This is a genomic window from Nostoc sp. 2RC, from assembly GCF_014222165.1.
Lineage (GTDB): Bacteria > Cyanobacteriota > Cyanobacteriia > Cyanobacteriales > Nostocaceae > Nostoc > Nostoc linckia.
In genome coordinates this window covers 1-14,851 of the sequence record NZ_JACKZU010000199.1, presented here as the reverse complement: position 1 = coordinate 14,851, position 14,851 = coordinate 1, and the positions used below count along the sequence as shown (strand labels likewise).

At 41.6% G+C, this 14,851-nt stretch carries 14 protein-coding genes and 1 tRNA gene; 7 read left to right on the top strand and 8 right to left on the bottom strand.

Annotation, left to right across the window (positions count from 1 at the left end; translation table 11 throughout):
* Together GNE10_RS20980 and GNE10_RS20975 are read left to right on the top strand one after the other, a co-directional pair.
* The coding region (locus GNE10_RS20980) for an RluA family pseudouridine synthase (RefSeq protein WP_185566814.1) at positions 1-759 on the top strand (759 nt) is incomplete at its 5' end.
* 577 nt (positions 760-1,336) lie between these two features.
* Positions 1,337-1,837, top strand: coding sequence for a DUF1772 domain-containing protein (locus GNE10_RS20975; protein ID WP_185566813.1), 501 nt, complete (start codon positions 1,337-1,339; stop codon positions 1,835-1,837).
* 299 nt (positions 1,838-2,136) lie between these two features.
* Here GNE10_RS20975 and GNE10_RS20970 read toward each other — a convergent pair.
* Positions 2,137-2,210: transfer RNA gene (locus GNE10_RS20970), tRNA-Val, on the bottom strand.
* A gap of 241 nt (positions 2,211-2,451) precedes the next feature.
* Here GNE10_RS20970 and GNE10_RS20965 point away from each other — a divergent pair.
* Complete coding sequence (locus tag GNE10_RS20965; protein ID WP_185566812.1) at positions 2,452-3,204, top strand: cobalt-precorrin-6A reductase; 753 nt, start codon at positions 2,452-2,454, stop codon at positions 3,202-3,204.
* 137 nt (positions 3,205-3,341) lie between these two features.
* Here GNE10_RS20965 and GNE10_RS20960 read toward each other — a convergent pair whose 3' ends face one another.
* The 3 genes from GNE10_RS20960 to GNE10_RS20950 all read right to left on the bottom strand — a co-directional run bounded on the left by GNE10_RS20960 (position 3,342) and on the right by GNE10_RS20950 (position 5,198).
* A complete protein-coding gene (locus GNE10_RS20960; RefSeq protein ID WP_099072521.1) occupies positions 3,342-3,827 on the bottom strand; it encodes a hypothetical protein in 486 nt (161 codons plus the stop codon).
* A gap of 110 nt (positions 3,828-3,937) precedes the next feature.
* Positions 3,938-4,462 carry a hypothetical protein gene (locus GNE10_RS20955; RefSeq protein WP_185566811.1) on the bottom strand — a complete coding sequence of 175 codons (525 nt, stop codon included), beginning with the start codon at positions 4,460-4,462 and terminating at the stop codon, positions 3,938-3,940.
* A gap of 283 nt (positions 4,463-4,745) precedes the next feature.
* Positions 4,746-5,198 (bottom strand): cupin domain-containing protein, encoded by a 453-nt coding sequence (locus GNE10_RS20950; RefSeq protein ID WP_185566810.1) that lies wholly within the window; start codon positions 5,196-5,198, stop codon positions 4,746-4,748.
* Between the two features lie 355 nt (positions 5,199-5,553).
* On the opposite strand from GNE10_RS20950, the gene GNE10_RS20945 reads away from it, so the two are divergent.
* The 3 genes from GNE10_RS20945 (at position 5,554) to GNE10_RS20935 (ending at position 8,876) form a co-directional block, all read left to right on the top strand.
* Positions 5,554-7,095, top strand: coding sequence for an ATP-binding protein (locus GNE10_RS20945; protein ID WP_185566809.1), 1,542 nt, complete (start codon positions 5,554-5,556; stop codon positions 7,093-7,095).
* A 125-nt stretch (positions 7,096-7,220) separates the two neighbouring features.
* Positions 7,221-7,595: a response regulator gene (locus GNE10_RS20940; protein WP_185566808.1), complete on the top strand. Its 375-nt coding sequence runs from the start codon at positions 7,221-7,223 to the stop codon at positions 7,593-7,595.
* Between the two features lie 525 nt (positions 7,596-8,120).
* The gene (locus GNE10_RS20935; protein ID WP_185566807.1) at positions 8,121-8,876 is read left to right on the top strand and encodes a class I SAM-dependent methyltransferase; all 756 of its coding nucleotides are present in this window, start codon (positions 8,121-8,123) and stop codon (positions 8,874-8,876) included.
* Positions 8,877-9,280: 404 nt separating this feature from the next.
* Here the strand turns inward: GNE10_RS20935 and GNE10_RS20930 are convergent, their stop codons facing one another.
* Positions 9,281-10,171, bottom strand: a complete 891-nt coding sequence (locus tag GNE10_RS20930) for a hypothetical protein (RefSeq protein ID WP_185566806.1) — start codon at positions 10,169-10,171, stop codon at positions 9,281-9,283.
* A 265-nt stretch (positions 10,172-10,436) separates the two neighbouring features.
* Between GNE10_RS20930 and GNE10_RS20925 the strand changes: the two genes are divergently transcribed.
* The gene (locus tag GNE10_RS20925; protein ID WP_185566805.1) at positions 10,437-10,967 is read left to right on the top strand and encodes a pentapeptide repeat-containing protein; all 531 of its coding nucleotides are present in this window, start codon (positions 10,437-10,439) and stop codon (positions 10,965-10,967) included.
* Between the two features lie 137 nt (positions 10,968-11,104).
* Here the strand turns inward: GNE10_RS20925 and GNE10_RS20920 are convergent, their stop codons facing one another.
* The 3 genes from GNE10_RS20920 to GNE10_RS20910 form a co-directional block, all read right to left on the bottom strand.
* Positions 11,105-11,884 carry a hypothetical protein gene (locus tag GNE10_RS20920; protein WP_185566804.1) on the bottom strand — a complete coding sequence of 260 codons (780 nt, stop codon included), beginning with the start codon at positions 11,882-11,884 and terminating at the stop codon, positions 11,105-11,107.
* Between the two features lie 241 nt (positions 11,885-12,125).
* On the bottom strand, positions 12,126-13,961 hold the full coding sequence (gene sppA, locus GNE10_RS20915) for a signal peptide peptidase SppA (protein ID WP_185566803.1): 1,836 nt from the start codon (positions 13,959-13,961) through the stop codon (positions 12,126-12,128).
* Positions 13,962-14,220: 259 nt separating this feature from the next.
* Positions 14,221-14,826 carry a DUF4129 domain-containing protein gene (locus GNE10_RS20910; RefSeq protein WP_185566802.1) on the bottom strand — a complete coding sequence of 202 codons (606 nt, stop codon included), beginning with the start codon at positions 14,824-14,826 and terminating at the stop codon, positions 14,221-14,223.
* Between the last annotated feature and the right edge of the window lie 25 nt (positions 14,827-14,851).

Genomic DNA, 14,851 nt, shown 5'->3' with positions numbered 1-14,851 from the left:
GGGGGATGCGGGGACACGGAGACACGGGGACGCAAAGACGCGGGGACAGAGGACATAAAGAGGTGGGAACACTCTGACACATCATCTTCTTTCACCGCGTCCCCGCGTCCCTCACTCTCCGTGTCCTCTTTGTTGCCCATTATCTATGAAGACGAATGGCTGATTGCTGTAGATAAACCAGCGGGATTACTTTCAGTACCAGGGCGTTATGGCGATCGCCAAGATAGTGTTTGGAGTCGTTTGTATAATATGTTACCTGATGGCATGAGTCTTGTATCTGTGCATCGGTTAGACCAAGAAACATCTGGTATTTTGTTGTTGGCGCGCGATCGCCAAACTCATCGACAAGTGGGGCAGCAGTTCCAGCAGCGACAAGTCCGCAAGGTTTATGAAGCTTTGCTTTCAGGTTTTGTGGAAGTTGAGGAAGGTACAATTGAATTGCCATTGTGGGGAAATCCGGAAAATCGTCCTTATCAGCAAGTTGATTGGCAGCGCGGTAAACCAAGTTTGACACAATTCCAGGTGATGGCAAGGGAAGGAAATTACACTCGTGTAGAGTTTACACCCTTAACAGGACGTACCCATCAATTGAGAGTTCATGCGGCAGATGCGCGAGGACTGGGGGTGAGAATTTTAGGCGATCGCCTTTATGGATGCCGTGCAAACACAAATCGCTTACATCTACACGCTAGGGAACTTTGTTTTGAGCATCCGAAACTAGGACGAATTTTACACTTAAAAATCAAGACACCATTTTAAGCTTGCGACGCTACTAGGGCTAAGAAACGAAGTTTTAGGTTGGATTTTAAGACTTGTGTGTCTTCTGTGTAGGAGTAAGCTATCGCTCGTAATGACGGAGTTACGTTATTTTTGCATAAATCCTGTTTATCGTTATTCAAAACTTTTAAAAATTAATCGCAAGATTTTGCTAGTTGCACAAAAATCAAATAGCTAGAAAATAAATTGTCTTTTAATGTAAAGAAAATTAATTCAATTCCCAAGAAGTATGGCAATACTTGTCGGGTTTTGGGGGAAAGGGAAAGGGGAAAAGGGAAAGAAAAAACCTTTAACCCTTACCCTTTAACCCCTTCGGGGTTCGCCAGTCGCTCATGGGGGAAACCCCCAAGACCGCGCTGGCTCACCTTTTCCCCAAACCAAATTCCAGTTTAAAATCCAAAACCCGAGCAGTATTGAGAAGTATGGCACATTTATCGGCGTTGCCAACTTCCAGACAATAAATTACGCAATTTCATTTATTGATATGACTCCCGCCCAGAAGGGGTGGTAAACAAAAATAATCACTTTGCTAATTAGTCATCTTTCTATAGGAGGATTTATGACAATTGTTCACCAGCTGCCTTTTGCATTAAAACTTTTCACAGCCTTGGGTTGTGGATTAGTTGCGGGAGTCTTCTTTGCCTTCTCAACTTTTGTTATGGGCGCTCTTGCTCGGCTCCAGCCCAAAGAAGGCATTATTGCTATGCAATCGATCAATATCACAGTCATCAATCCGTTATTTATGACGGCGCTGTTTGGAACCGCTTTGGCTTGCCTATTTCTAGCCATAGGTTCACTGTTGAAGTGGCATCAACCTGGTGCTATATACTTGCTAATTGGTAGTTTACTATACTTGATTGGCACGATTCTAGTAACTATCGTCTTCAATGTCCCACTGAATGATGCTCTGGCCATAGCCAAACCAGATACTACTGAAGGTGCAAATCTATGGGCTAGATATCTGACTAACTGGACACTCTGGAACCATGTCCGAACAATAGCAGCCTTTGGGGCAGCAGCATTACTCACCATCGCCCTTTGCGAGAAAACAGTGCAATAAGTTGTGGGGCATTTGCTTTACTAAAACAATTACCTTAATATCATCTTCTTCACCAAGTTCTTCTTTGTACTCATGAGTGAGGAATCTGAATTAAACCATTTTGAATCTTTGCTTGAAATTCAACCCCATTTAGTAGGGGCGGGTTTACCAATATCATCGTGTAAAGCTATTAAACTTAAAAGGGTAGACTTAGTTAGCTTCTTTCTCTACAGACGGAAAATTGGAAGCATAACTTTGCCGTTGCAGTAAAGTTATGGGTAAATGTACACTTTGACTTTTAAAACAGCCTCTCACAAAAATGGACGTAACTGGATTCGAACCAGTGACCTCTACGATGTCAACGTAGCGCTCTAACCAACTGAGCTATACGTCCTTATCCACACAATTACCTATATTAACACATAAATCTCTCAAAAAGCAAAATAAAAAATCTAGACGATTTGAGTCAAATTAGACCCTACTATATGATTGTTCAGGCTATTAGGTTCTGCTGGGGGTCAGCTACCAGAGGGAACTCTTACTGCATCTGCGGTACTGGAGTGTGTTAGTTATATGTCTTGGTCACAACGTCCACAGGCTTTCAAAAATGGCATTTTGGCAAAAATTCCACCTCTATGATGCGCGTTTTAATTCTGGGCGGAACGGGAGATGCAGCAGAACTAGCTGCTAGACTCGCGGCTATAGAAAGTGTAGAAATAATTACATCTTTAGCTGGCCGGACTCGCGAACCATTACTTCCTTTGGGTGATTTGCGGGTTGGCGGCTTCGGTGGTGTAGCTGGATTGGTTAGTTATCTGGAAGCTATGCAAATTGATTTACTCATTGATGCAACCCATCCTTTTGCTACCCAGATTTCTTGGAATGCTGTAGATGCTGCAACCAAAGTGCGAGTACCCCATCTGATGTTAATTCGTCCGCCTTGGGAAAAGGTAAATGGCGATCGCTGGATTGAAGTTGATAGCGTTGCAGCCGCAGCAACAGTGTTGCAAAACCAAGCACAGCGAGTCTTTTTGACAGTTGGTAGGCAAGAACTCGCCGCTTTTGCTCACCTCAAAGATATTTGGTTTTTAATGCGGATGATTGACCCTCCTGCTCCTGATGCTTTAGTGCCACCGGGGATGTTATTGTGCGATCGCGGCCCTTTTACCCTCCAAAATGAAAGGGAAATCTTGATTCAACACAACATCGATACCATAGTTAGTAAAAATAGTGGTGGTGATGCAACCTACGCCAAAATCATTGCCGCACGAGAACTTGAGGTGAAAGTTGTTATGGTGAATCGTCCACCCATACCACCAGGAAATTATGTGACTAATGTTGATGATGCTTTGGCGTGGGTATTCCAAAAAATCAATTATTCTATTTGAGATTGTTGACCCTTCTGTTATGGTCGCCGCTACGCGGAGCGTCCCGGAGGGAAGTGGTACGACTTCGCTCCGGGTCAAGGCTGAGCGGAGTCGAAGCCATGACTGTTGATGGTTCACACTCAACAGTTAACAGTCTTCTATCCAACTGTTGCTAATGCTGATTCTGGTAAGAAATATTTGAGATTTTCTTTTTGAGTAGCAAATTTCAAATACACAGAGGCCATTTCTGGTGTTAGAAATTCAATCATTAATCTGTTTTCCACCCAGAATTCAATCACATCAAAGAAAGAATCCCGGTTACAGCGCACTACGCGCCAGCCTTCACGGACACCAATTTGTTCAATTTCTTCCTGAGTAATTGGTACAGAAATAGCTGCATGAATATCTGTAAATCTCGAACTAATAGGAGTATGTACAAATACACATTGTTCATCGCCTTCGCCAGGCTCGATTTGAGAACCTAAAGGATACAGTTCAATGGCTGTACCATGTTGGTCGAAAGGTATCACTATATAACTACCTGGGTTAGGTGGAAAAGCAACAGCTTGTGCTTTTAAAATTTCTGCTAGAACTTGAGCAACATGGTTGGGATTTTTAACAGCAATGGAAATATGGTGAATCATATAAATAACCTCTGTTTGATATGTTTGTAGATTACGAGAAAATGGGGGAAAACTAGGGGAGAAAAATCCGACCAAATTTCACTTTTGTAGGGAAGTGTAGCGATGCGCTTCTATTGAGGACGCCCATAATGAGCTTTACCCTGTCCATCAGTAGTTTCAAGGACGAGAACTTGTTGCCCGTAGTCATTGGTTTGAATCGACCATTGATAGGTTTCCGGTTTTGCTGAATTGCGACTGGAATAGGTGCGTCCGCTATTGCAGATTTGCCCTTGAGATACGCTGTCGCTTGGTTGGAAAGTCATCAACCCAGCCTCGACTTTAACTTTACCTTTTTCTTCTATATACAAATTAGACGAGCAGTTGTAGGTGGTGATTTGAATCAGCCTCCTTCGCTGGTAGTTACCGTTAGAGGCGAGTTGAAATTGATCGCTAGAACCGTTGGGGGCCGCTGGCCGTCCTGTATAGCTGTCTTGGTATTGGATGGAAGAAATTCGACCGTACCGCCATTCACCTTGTAGTTCTGTAGGCACTCCAGCATTGTTACCTGCTTGACTGGTACTTGGGTAAAAAACAAGGCTGGCACTGAGGCTTAAACCGAAGGCACTAGCAGCGAAGAAACGAGTAGCTTTTGACATAATATTGGGTTGCTGATTGAGTAGATATGAATTTTTAGGAATGGATTTATGAACAAGAATTCAGAATTCAGGAGTCAGGAGTCAGAATTCAGAATTCAGGAGTCAGGAGTCAGGTGTCAGGAGTCAGAATTCAGAATTCAGGAGTCAGGAGTCAGGTGTCAGGAGTCAGGAGTCAGAATTTTCTGATATCAGCAGAAGCATAGTTGAGGAAATAAACTAATACAAGAAAAATTCTGAAACACCTTGCTTGCTATACATCTGCTTAGTTGATGCAGTTTTCAATTTATCCAGCAAACTGCAATCCGTATTTGTGGAAAACAGGCTGGATTTTTTCCATGTTTATTACTGGGCTATCTGCTACTTCACCCATTTCTTCATAAAACTTTTTCGCTCCTTTGGGTGCAATTAAAGCTAAGAATTTAGTAGTGGCAGAGCGAACTTTAAAGGCGTGTGGTGCATTGTGAGGAATATTAACGAAACAGCCTGGTGATGCCAAAATTGTTTCTGTACCAATTTGGATGTCTACTTCACCTTCTAGAATATAAAAAGCTTCTTCCCAAGGGTGAGTATGTAGTGGAGGGCCATTTTCTTGTGTATCTGTAATTTCATAAACTGCCCAAGTTCCATTTGTTTCTTCACCAGTTGCTTTGGTTGTAAAATGTGAGCCAAGAACTGAAAATTGATTGCCTTCTCCTGGTGTGAGAATAATTGGTTTACGCATAGTAGAAGTTTGCATATAAGCTATTCCTTGTTGTGTAATTTAGTAGATATCAGCTACAAACTTGATTTGATGTTTATTAGATTAGTAATTAATCGGGGAGAACTAGGGGAGACAATTGGGTAATGGATATTTTTTTTGTAACTGATTATTAAGAAACTGAACTAACATAAAAATTTCTAGAAATAATGAGTAATTTAGGGACTTCCAAGTAAAAAAATATTCCACAGGAGACTGTTGACTGTTGACAGTGAACAGTCAAGGCTTTGACTCCGCTCAGGGTCAAGGCTGAGCAGAGTTGAAGGGTCAACGACTCCAAGGGGAATAATTGATTTTTTGGAGTTACCTTATTCTGGCGAAAGTCTATATTGTGATGCTTAACCAATCACTCAAATTCCCGAAAGCTGACATTTTAGTAATTGATGACACACCAGAAAACCTCAACCTTCTATCTGCTATGCTGACGGAGCAGGGATATAAAGTAAGGAGTGTTACTAAAGGTTCTACGGGTTTACGGGGAGCAAATGCAGTTCCTCCGGACTTGATTTTGTTGGATGTGAATATGCCTCAGATGAATGGCTATGAAGTCTGCCAAAATTTGAAGGCAAGCGATCGCACTCGCGATATCCCGGTAATTTTTATCAGTGCTTTGGGTGATGTGCTAGATAAAATCAAGGCTTTTGCAGTCGGGGGAGTAGACTACATCACTAAACCTTTTCAATTAGAAGAGGTTTTAGCACGCATTGAAAATCATTTGACGATTCGGCAATTGCAACAACAACTCCAAGCGCAAAATCAACAGTTGCAGCAAGAAATCCGCGATCGCACTAAAGCCGAAGAAAAGTTTGCTATGGTTTTTCGCTCTAGTCCCAACCCAATCGCCATCGCTACGGTTTCTGAAGCTCGTTTTCTGGATGTCAATGCCAGTTTCTTAAAAATTAGCGGCTATTCTTTGGAGGAAGTAATCGGACACACTGCTGCTGAACTGGATTTAGGAAAAAATACAGTAGCATTTGCCCAAAAAATCCAACTTCTGCCGGAAACCGGCTCACTTTACAATCAAGAATTTGAATTTTCTACTAAATCTGGCGAACTCAAAACCATACTAATATCTATCGAATTGATTGACTTAGCCGGAGTCCCTTGTGCTTTATTAATTGCCAATGACATCACCGAACGCAAACGTCTAGAAAACGAATTTATCTCTTTAGTCAGCCATGAATTGCGTACACCTTTAACTTCTACTATGGGAGCATTAGATTTGTTGGGTGCAGGACAACTAGGAACTCTCACCCAACAAGGACAAAAAGTCCTAAGCATTGCCACTACTAATACTGAACGCCTGATGCGCTTGGTGAACGATATTCTCGATTTAGAGCGGATGAAATCCGGGAAAATCTTCATGCGAAACGCCAAGTGCAATCTCGCCGATTTGCTAATTACAGCAACGGAAGCAATGCAAGCAATGGCAGATAAATTACAAGTGCAATTAATTGTCAATCCTTTGACAATTGAACTTTGGGCAGATGACGATCGCCTGATCCAAACATTGACAAATTTACTTAGTAATGCTATCAAATTTTCTGAACCAGGCGATCGCGTGTGGATTAGTGCTATTCTCTCGGAATCAAAAACCGTTGATGGAGAAGAAAGTCACAATTCCCTGACTTCCTCACCCAGCTATGTTTTAATTACCATCCAAGATGAGGGACGAGGAATTCCCGAAGATAAATTACAAATTATTTTCGAGCGTTTTCAGCAGGTAGATGCATCTGATTCTCGCAACAAAGGAGGAACGGGTTTAGGACTTGCCATTTGTCGGAATATTGTGCAGCAACACAACGGTAAAATCTGGGTTCAGAGCATTTTAGGACAAGGTAGTACATTTTATGTACTGTTACCTTTAGCTGGCTAGTCATTGGCATTGGTTTTCACTAATGACTAATAACCAAGATTACCCTACTTTTCCCCCATCGCATTTTAAAATAATTCCAGGATGGTCAAGCTAACCAGCATCACATATCATGCGAAAATGACACTATGAACAGAAGTATTTTAATTGTTGATGATGAAGAAGATGTGCAGGCGATCGCCAAATTGGGATTAGAAATGGGTGCTGGTTGGAACGTGTTGACCGCTTGTTCTGGTCAAGAAGCGTTGAAGGTAGCTAGCAACTTTAAACTCGATGTTATTTTATTAGATATGATGATGCCTGATATGGATGGCCGTGCCACTCTGCAACAACTCAAGGCTAACCCTGTCACTCATGCAATTCCAGTAATTTTACTAACTGCTAAAGTTCAGGACTCAGATCGAGATAGCTTTACAGGCTTGGATGTAGCTGCTGTCTTTGCCAAACCTTTTCGTCCCCTGAAACTCGCAGGACAAATCAGTGAAGCATTGGGTTGGGGCTAATTATAAACCAGTTAACAGGTAGGTTAGAAAATAAACTGATAGTCAAACCTTCACACCAAAAGACTTTTAAGTCTATTGCCTTTTGCCTATTGCCTGTTGCCTGTTATAAATTAGGTAATGATTCAGGAGTCAGAATTTAGGAGTCAGAATAGTTCAATAATCAAGTATTCTCTTGATTATTAAATCATACTAGTGGTTCATCGCATTAGTTACGAGGGGTAAACTCATTCTTAATTTTTCTTTCTTTGCGCTCTTTGCGTCCTTTGCGGTTCGTTCTCTTAACCATCAAAATTAATGCGATAGACTACTAGTGGTTCATCACATTAGTTACGAGGGGTAAATAAGTTTGTAGTTAGGACTTTAGTCCTTGATTTTTAAGCACTGAAGTGCTTACTACAAACTCATCAAAATTAATGCGATAGACCATTAGTTATACTAAATTCCTTATAAATTCTGAATTCTGGCTCCTGAGTGCTGAATTCTTACTAAATTAGTACAAACGTTTTATAAATTGAGCAGATATCAATGACAGCCTATTATGATTCCATAGCCGAGCAGTATAAAAAATCCAAACAATTGCCCTTTCGCTTACATATTGAAGCATATACATACTTTCATTTGCTTGGAAATTTAGCTAACAAATCAATTCTTGATTTAGCTTGTGGCGAAGGATTTTATACCAGACAATTCCAACTCCAAGGTGCAGCAAAAGTAATAGGAGTAGAAATTTCTGAAAAAATGATTGAACTCGCAAGACGAGAAGAAGCTACGCAACCCCAAGGTATTGAATATATACTTGCGGATGTACTTGAAGTCGGCAAAATTGGCAATTTTGATTTGGTAGCGGCTTCCTTTCTCTTAAACTATGCTCAAACCAGAGAAGAATTACTCAAAATGTGTCACAACATATTTATTAACCTGAAACCAGGTGGTCGTTTTGTGACCATGAATAACAATGCTTCTCAGCCACCTACCTCTTATCTGGCAACAGAAAAATATGGATTTATTAAAAGTATCAACTCACCACTCATAGAAGGTACACCCATAACATATACAATCTATGGTAATGGGCAGAAATTCAGCTTTGATAACTATTATCTCAGCACAGAAACTTATGAATGGGCATTTCGGAGTGCTGGTTTCCAACAAGTTAATTGGCAAAAACCAATAGTTTCTCCTCAAGGTGTGGAAGAATTTGGTCAAGAATTCTGGCAAGATTTTATTGACTGCGTACCCATCATTGGTATTGAGTGTGTGAAAGGGAATGATGGTAAAAAATAAGGTAACTGCAAAAAATAAAGTATTCCGATTAAAGAGTTGACCGTTAACTGTGAACCGTCAACTGTAGGGGCGAACGGTTGTTCGCTCCTACCAGCGATTATGGTTCAAATAGATGAAAAGCGCTGTCAAAAAGTGTTTATAGAACCGGGGGACAAAAAGCCCAAAATTAAGTTAATGACTATTGACCAATGACTAATAACCAGGACTTACGCAAAAATAACGTAATTCCGTCATTACGAGCGATAGAGAAGTAATCTGCTTCCCTACACTCCGTTTCGGTCGCAATGACAATATCGGCGTTGCGTAAGTCCTAATAACTAATGACTAATTTTAAATTTGGATTTTGAATCTTCAATCCAAAATCCAAAATCCAAAATCTAAAATTTCACCAGAGGTATTGTTGTTTAACTTGCTAACCAAAAAGCGACATTCCGCACATAGGTTTTGATATCTTCCAAAGCCCGTGGCTCTGTTTTCATACCATCTCCTGGTGGTTCATCGACAAAAGAGGGACAGCCTTTGGTAATATCCCAGTTGTAATCAACTAAATGGTGGAAACTGGAATTAGCTACTGCTCGTCCTAATATATTTCCTTGTGCATCTTGATGATGTTCAATGATAACAATTAGGTTGAAGTTACGATTAGTAATTAAACTTTTTCCTAAAGCGATTACCCGTGCATTTGTATTACTTAAAGGCGCACCAATGCCTCCTTCATGGGGATGCGCGGGAAAAAATTCGATATGTCCCACAGGGGAATTGGGATTTTTCAAAAGTTCGTGAATTGGTTCAAGAATGGTAATTTTTTGATAATCGCCGTTAGCTCCAGAATGATAATTAGGCCAAGAAATATAAGTTGTATAGGAATCATCTCGGTTCCAGCGAGATTCATCAGGATCGGGATTTTTTGTGTTGAAATAATGGACATCACCAATGTCAATTAAACTGCACATCGAACAACCCATATCTTGATGATCGCGTGTTGTTAGAATACCACCACCACGTTGCCGAAAAGCATTAATTCCGGCGATATCCTTTTCAGTTAAACCATCACCCACATCTAAAGCAAATAGCCAAAGTTGATCGAAATCTGATTTCTCAAGCGTACTTAATATTGGGTCACCACCAACTGCATTAGGCTCGTAATCGCGTCCTGTAACCTCAAATAAAGAATTTCCCGCTTCATCTTTAATTGATGCTAGATAATCTTGCAACATCGAGAAACGAAAAATGCTCCAATCATCTTCAGTTGTGGGAATCGTAGTCTGCAAAAGAATACGAATTGGTTTTGCCATAACCTGTGCCAGAGGAATACCACAATAGAGTATAGCGATCGCTTTGCACTAATGCTTAAATAATTCCTAAACATCCGTCTTTGGTATGAAAATATTTCCTTACTCTAGGTAGTAGCACTGAAAATTGAAAATTGCTATATTAAACAGATGTGATTCACTTTCCCTCGACCAAATATATTCATATGTAGCGGGTACTGGGGATTTCTGCCTGTCTGGGTAGCTTCAATTCAACGTTTTTTAGCACAGCAACAGACATAAAACAGATATGAAAGCAGAACAACTCCTAAAAGATTATGCCGCAGGTGTCAGAAATTTTACTGGTGTCAACCTGAGTGAAGCAAACCTCAGGGAAGCCAACCTCAAAGGGGCAGTTTTAGATAAAGCCATCTTAGACGGAGCTAATTTGAGTCACGCAAACTTAGCACAAACTAGTTTCGTTGGTGCAGACTTAAATGGAGCAGATTTAAGTGATGCCAACCTCACAGGTAGTAACTTAACTGGAGCCATCTTAGATGGAGCCATCTTAGATGGAGCAACATTAGATGGAGCTAATTTGAGTCAGGCTGATTTAACAGTTGCCAAGCTGATAGAAACTAACTTAACTGAAGCACAGTTACAACAAGCAAGCTTAGTCGCTGCAAATTTAAATGGAGCCGAATTAACTGGCGCAGACTTAACCGTAGCCGACTTGTCCCAGGCAAATCTTAGCGAAGCAGACTTAAACCAAGCAAATTTAAGCGGAACCAATTTAGAAGGAGCCAATGTTGAAGGGACAATTTTGGATGAGAATGGGTAGGGGGGATTGGAGATTGGGAGTATTGATTGTTGACTGTTAACTGGTAACTGGTGACTGGTGAGTTATTATTCTCCCTTGCCCCCTTCCCCTCTGTCCCATCTCCCTTGTCTCCCCATCTCCCCAGTCCCCAGTCCCTCTTAGACTAAGTAACTAGTATTCGGCACGATCGCGAAAAATGCATACTCATACCAAGCAGTCCAGATGAAACTGCGAATCCATCGCTGGCGCTTTTCGGGACTCAATTCATATTCAAATGCCCCACGCGCTACATCGATGGAAGAGAGGTGAGAGTTGCAAGCACAGCCATGTTGATAAGTAAAACCATATTTCGAGGCAATACTTTGCACCTTCATTTGAATTGCAAATACTTTGCCTGCATGGAGTATGGCATCCCAAGCACGCTTGTGTTCTATATCACGGGGATCGAATCGTAGGGCACGTTCTTCAAAAACATGATCCCGATAAATTGGCGCTAAATGTACGTGATAGAAACTTGCAGGCAGTTCGTAACCAAATTCATTGAATAAATCTATACCAATACGAGCTACTTTGACCTCCTGGGCATACTCGATTCCCTTTGATTCCACATCCTGGAGAATTTCTACAAAATTGGGATAGCTATCTTTTTTAAAGTCTTGTGCAAAAAATTCCAGGGTTTCCCACGCCAACTGTGTAAAGATTTGGGAAAAGGACGGTATTAAGTGAGCTAGTTGGGGGCGATCGCTAAATAAATCAACGTCACCATGCCCTAATTTGTATAGAAATAACTGTGCCATCTCCACATAAGTTTGGGGATCGGAAAGCCCGACACTCGTGGTTCCTCTCGCAATCTCTTGCCATGTAGGGGGTAGTTGAGAAACGTGAACCGCATTTTCTCCGGCGATGATTGCAACACGAGGACATTCGAGAAGTTGCATCGACAATCTCCATTTAAGACTTTAATGTAATTTACCAAAAGACGGCGAGAAAGGCCATTCCTTGTGGGGAAAGGGAAAAGGGTTTTTATTTGCCCTTTCCCCTTTTCCCCACTTTTGCAAGAAGTCTACTGTTGACTGCTGACTGTCAACGGTGAACTGTCAACAGTTAACAGTCTTCTGTGGAATCTTTTTTTACTTGGAAGTCCCTTAACAGTCAGTACTCCCAATGCCCGATACTCATTTACTCAATTTTCAAGTTGAAAGGTAAGCGGGCATAAATTCCCTGTGGATCGTTCATTTTTTGGAAAATTTGGATTTCTTGTTGCAGTTTTTGGAATTCGCTGGTGAGGGGATTGGATTTTTTGGCTTGCGTTGGCTCAATTCCCAAGGTTTCCTGTACTTCTTGAGTTGCTTTGCCAAAAAAGCGTTCTCCGAAGCTACTTAAACGGGGATATTCTTGTAATTCCCAATCTCCTTGGAGTTTTGCTTCCTCAGCAGCATAAGCGATCGCAGCATTTAAACCACCAATTTCATCTACTAAACCAATTTCCTTGGCGGCGATACCAGACCAAACTCGTCCTTGGGCGATTTCTGCTACTTTTTGTTCTGGGAGTTTGCGACCTTGGGAAACTTTATTGAGAAACATGTTGTAAATCCGGTCAACGCTACGCTGATAAAGTGCTAGTTCTTGGGGGGATTTCGGGCGGGAAGCTGTTTGAGAATCTGCATAGCGTCCGGTTTTCACTGAATCCCAGGTGATACCGTTGTCATTTGCCAGTTTTTGCCCGTTAAGTAATACCCCAAACACGCCTATTGAGCCTGTAATTGTATTGGGTTCAGCAAAAATCCGGTTGGAGTCGCTAGCAATCCAATAACCACCGGAGGCGGCGGTATCGCCCATTGATACTACTACTGGTTTTTGCTGGCGAGTTAATTTCACTTCACGCTGCATGACTTCGGCGGCGGTGGCGCTACCACCTGGGCTATTAATTCGTAGCACAACTGCTTTGACATCTTCATCTTGTCGCAGCCTGTTAAAGATTTTGGCAAAGCGATCGCCTCCTACTTGCCCATCTTCACCTATGCCATCGACAATATCGCCTTCAGCATAAACAACGGCGATTTTATTTTTGGAGTTACGTTCTACACCCAAAGTTTTGCCGGAAACTTGTGCGTAATCATTGAAGTTAATTTGCCGGAATGTTTTTTCGTCTTTGTTGCTGTCTGTAAGCTTTTTCAGGTCGCTTACCACTTCATCAGCGTATGCTACTTGGTCTACTAAACCGTTATTTTTTGCTTGTGTTGCTGGTAAGAAAGCTTGATTATCTGCGATCGTTTGTAATTGTTGCGGTTGAATTTTCCGACTGCTACCAACAGCATCGCGCCACTCTCCCCAAACATCATCCAATAATTTCTGAGTTTGTTCGCGGTTTTCTGGACTCAGCTTTGTGAGAATCAACGGTTCAACGGCTCCCTTAAATTTCCCCACCCGCACCACTTGAACGCCAATACCATACTTCTGTAATGCTCCGGTTAAGAACATCAATTGGGAACTCAAACCGTTGATTTCCATCAATCCCAAGGGATTCAGGACGATGGAATTTGCCGTTGAACTCAGATAATATTCCTTTTCGCTCCAATTACTGCCATAGGCGACAATTTTTTTCCCAGATGCGCGGAATTCCTCTAAAGCTTTGCGGATTTCTTTGAGAGAAGCATAGCCGACATTACTGGCTTCGCTGTCACGGCTAGCATCGAGATAGATACCCACAATTCGCGAATCGCGCCGCGCCTTTTCCAAAGTTTCCACGACTTTACGCAGCGTTATTCTCTCCTCAGCTGCACCTGAGAGTGCATTTTGAAAGAATTCGCCAGAATTAGGTTCGCCATCGGTAATTTTCATCGATAAGTTAAAAACCAGTACTGACTTATCTTTCACTTCCGGCCCAGTATCTTTAGTGGAAGTAGCAGCTAACAGCAGCAAAAACAGTCCAGTGGTTCCCAAACCGCAGAAAACAATTAGTCCTAGTACGGTGCCAACTAAACTAGCCAAAGTTTGTTTAATAAAGTTTGTCATATCTTGTAAATCTATTCACTACTGGTTTATTCATTTTTACTTTAGTAACCTTTCCAACATTTTAAAAACCCCACTTTAGTTTAGTGGGGTTTAGCATCAAGTATTCACGATCGTTAATTAGCGATCGCCTTCACAAATTTATCCAACAGGAGGTTAGCCACCATAGCAATTAACGCCTTACAAATGGTTACCAGAGTTATCAGCGGTCGTCTTTAGCATCTCAAACGGTGGCCGTGGTATCGTTTGTTGGTAGCTTCTTTCATTGTGGCGAAATTTCCCGATAAGCTTGCCGACACTGCTCGTAGTTGTCTGGTAAAATCTCGGCATTACCAAAACATAATTGCTCGTGAGTGGTAATTAAAGTTTCATAAGGCTGGATGGGACTTACAGACGATCGCAATAACTGTAAATATTCTCCATCTGTACGGCTTTTTTTGTGAGGTGCGATGGCTTGCTGATGCAAATGCTGTAACATCGCTAAATAAAGACAACGGCAAGCTTCACGATAGTTAGCTTGACGGTAAAATTGTTGCGATCGCTCCAACAAAAGAGCGATCGATAACTCATTAGATTTATTTTTTACACCTAAATCAGTAAAATTACCTCCCCTATTCAGCCAAGAATATAAATAGGGGCTAAATTCTCGCCATAACCGCCAAACCACCCAAGCAACAAATAAGCCTAGTATTACCCAAAACAGGAATTTTAGTAACTCACCAACCCAAGGGCTAATGCTCCATCCATCCGGCAAGTCTGGCAAAGCCCTTTCCAAGCGGTAAAACTGGTATTCCCACCATTCTCCTACTCGTTGTTGAAATTGAGAAAGCTGCCAATTCCAGTTAGTTTTTTCAAAAGCATCTGTCATATTGGGGAGTGGGGTGATGGGGAGA

Bases quoted from the DNA above. Each gene is read 5' to 3' on its own strand.
- GNE10_RS20960 (WP_099072521.1), bottom strand. From the start codon at position 3,827: ATGATTCACCATATTTCCATTGCTGTTAAAAATCCCAACCATGTTGCT.
- GNE10_RS20920 (WP_185566804.1), bottom strand. From the start codon at position 11,884: ATGCAACTTCTCGAATGTCCTCGTGTTGCAATCATCGCCGGAGAAAAT.
- GNE10_RS20930 (WP_185566806.1), bottom strand. From the start codon at position 10,171: ATGGCAAAACCAATTCGTATTCTTTTGCAGACTACGATTCCCACAACT.
- GNE10_RS20945 (WP_185566809.1), top strand. From the start codon at position 5,554: ATGCTTAACCAATCACTCAAATTCCCGAAAGCTGACATTTTAGTAATT.
- GNE10_RS20910 (WP_185566802.1), bottom strand. From the start codon at position 14,826: ATGACAGATGCTTTTGAAAAAACTAACTGGAATTGGCAGCTTTCTCAA.
- GNE10_RS20940 (WP_185566808.1), top strand. From the start codon at position 7,221: ATGAACAGAAGTATTTTAATTGTTGATGATGAAGAAGATGTGCAGGCG.
- sppA (WP_185566803.1), bottom strand. From the start codon at position 13,961: ATGACAAACTTTATTAAACAAACTTTGGCTAGTTTAGTTGGCACCGTA.
- GNE10_RS20925 (WP_185566805.1), top strand. From the start codon at position 10,437: ATGAAAGCAGAACAACTCCTAAAAGATTATGCCGCAGGTGTCAGAAAT.
- GNE10_RS20965 (WP_185566812.1), top strand. From the start codon at position 2,452: ATGATGCGCGTTTTAATTCTGGGCGGAACGGGAGATGCAGCAGAACTA.
- GNE10_RS20950 (WP_185566810.1), bottom strand. From the start codon at position 5,198: ATGCAAACTTCTACTATGCGTAAACCAATTATTCTCACACCAGGAGAA.
- GNE10_RS20935 (WP_185566807.1), top strand. From the start codon at position 8,121: ATGACAGCCTATTATGATTCCATAGCCGAGCAGTATAAAAAATCCAAA.
- GNE10_RS20955 (WP_185566811.1), bottom strand. From the start codon at position 4,462: ATGTCAAAAGCTACTCGTTTCTTCGCTGCTAGTGCCTTCGGTTTAAGC.
- GNE10_RS20975 (WP_185566813.1), top strand. From the start codon at position 1,337: ATGACAATTGTTCACCAGCTGCCTTTTGCATTAAAACTTTTCACAGCC.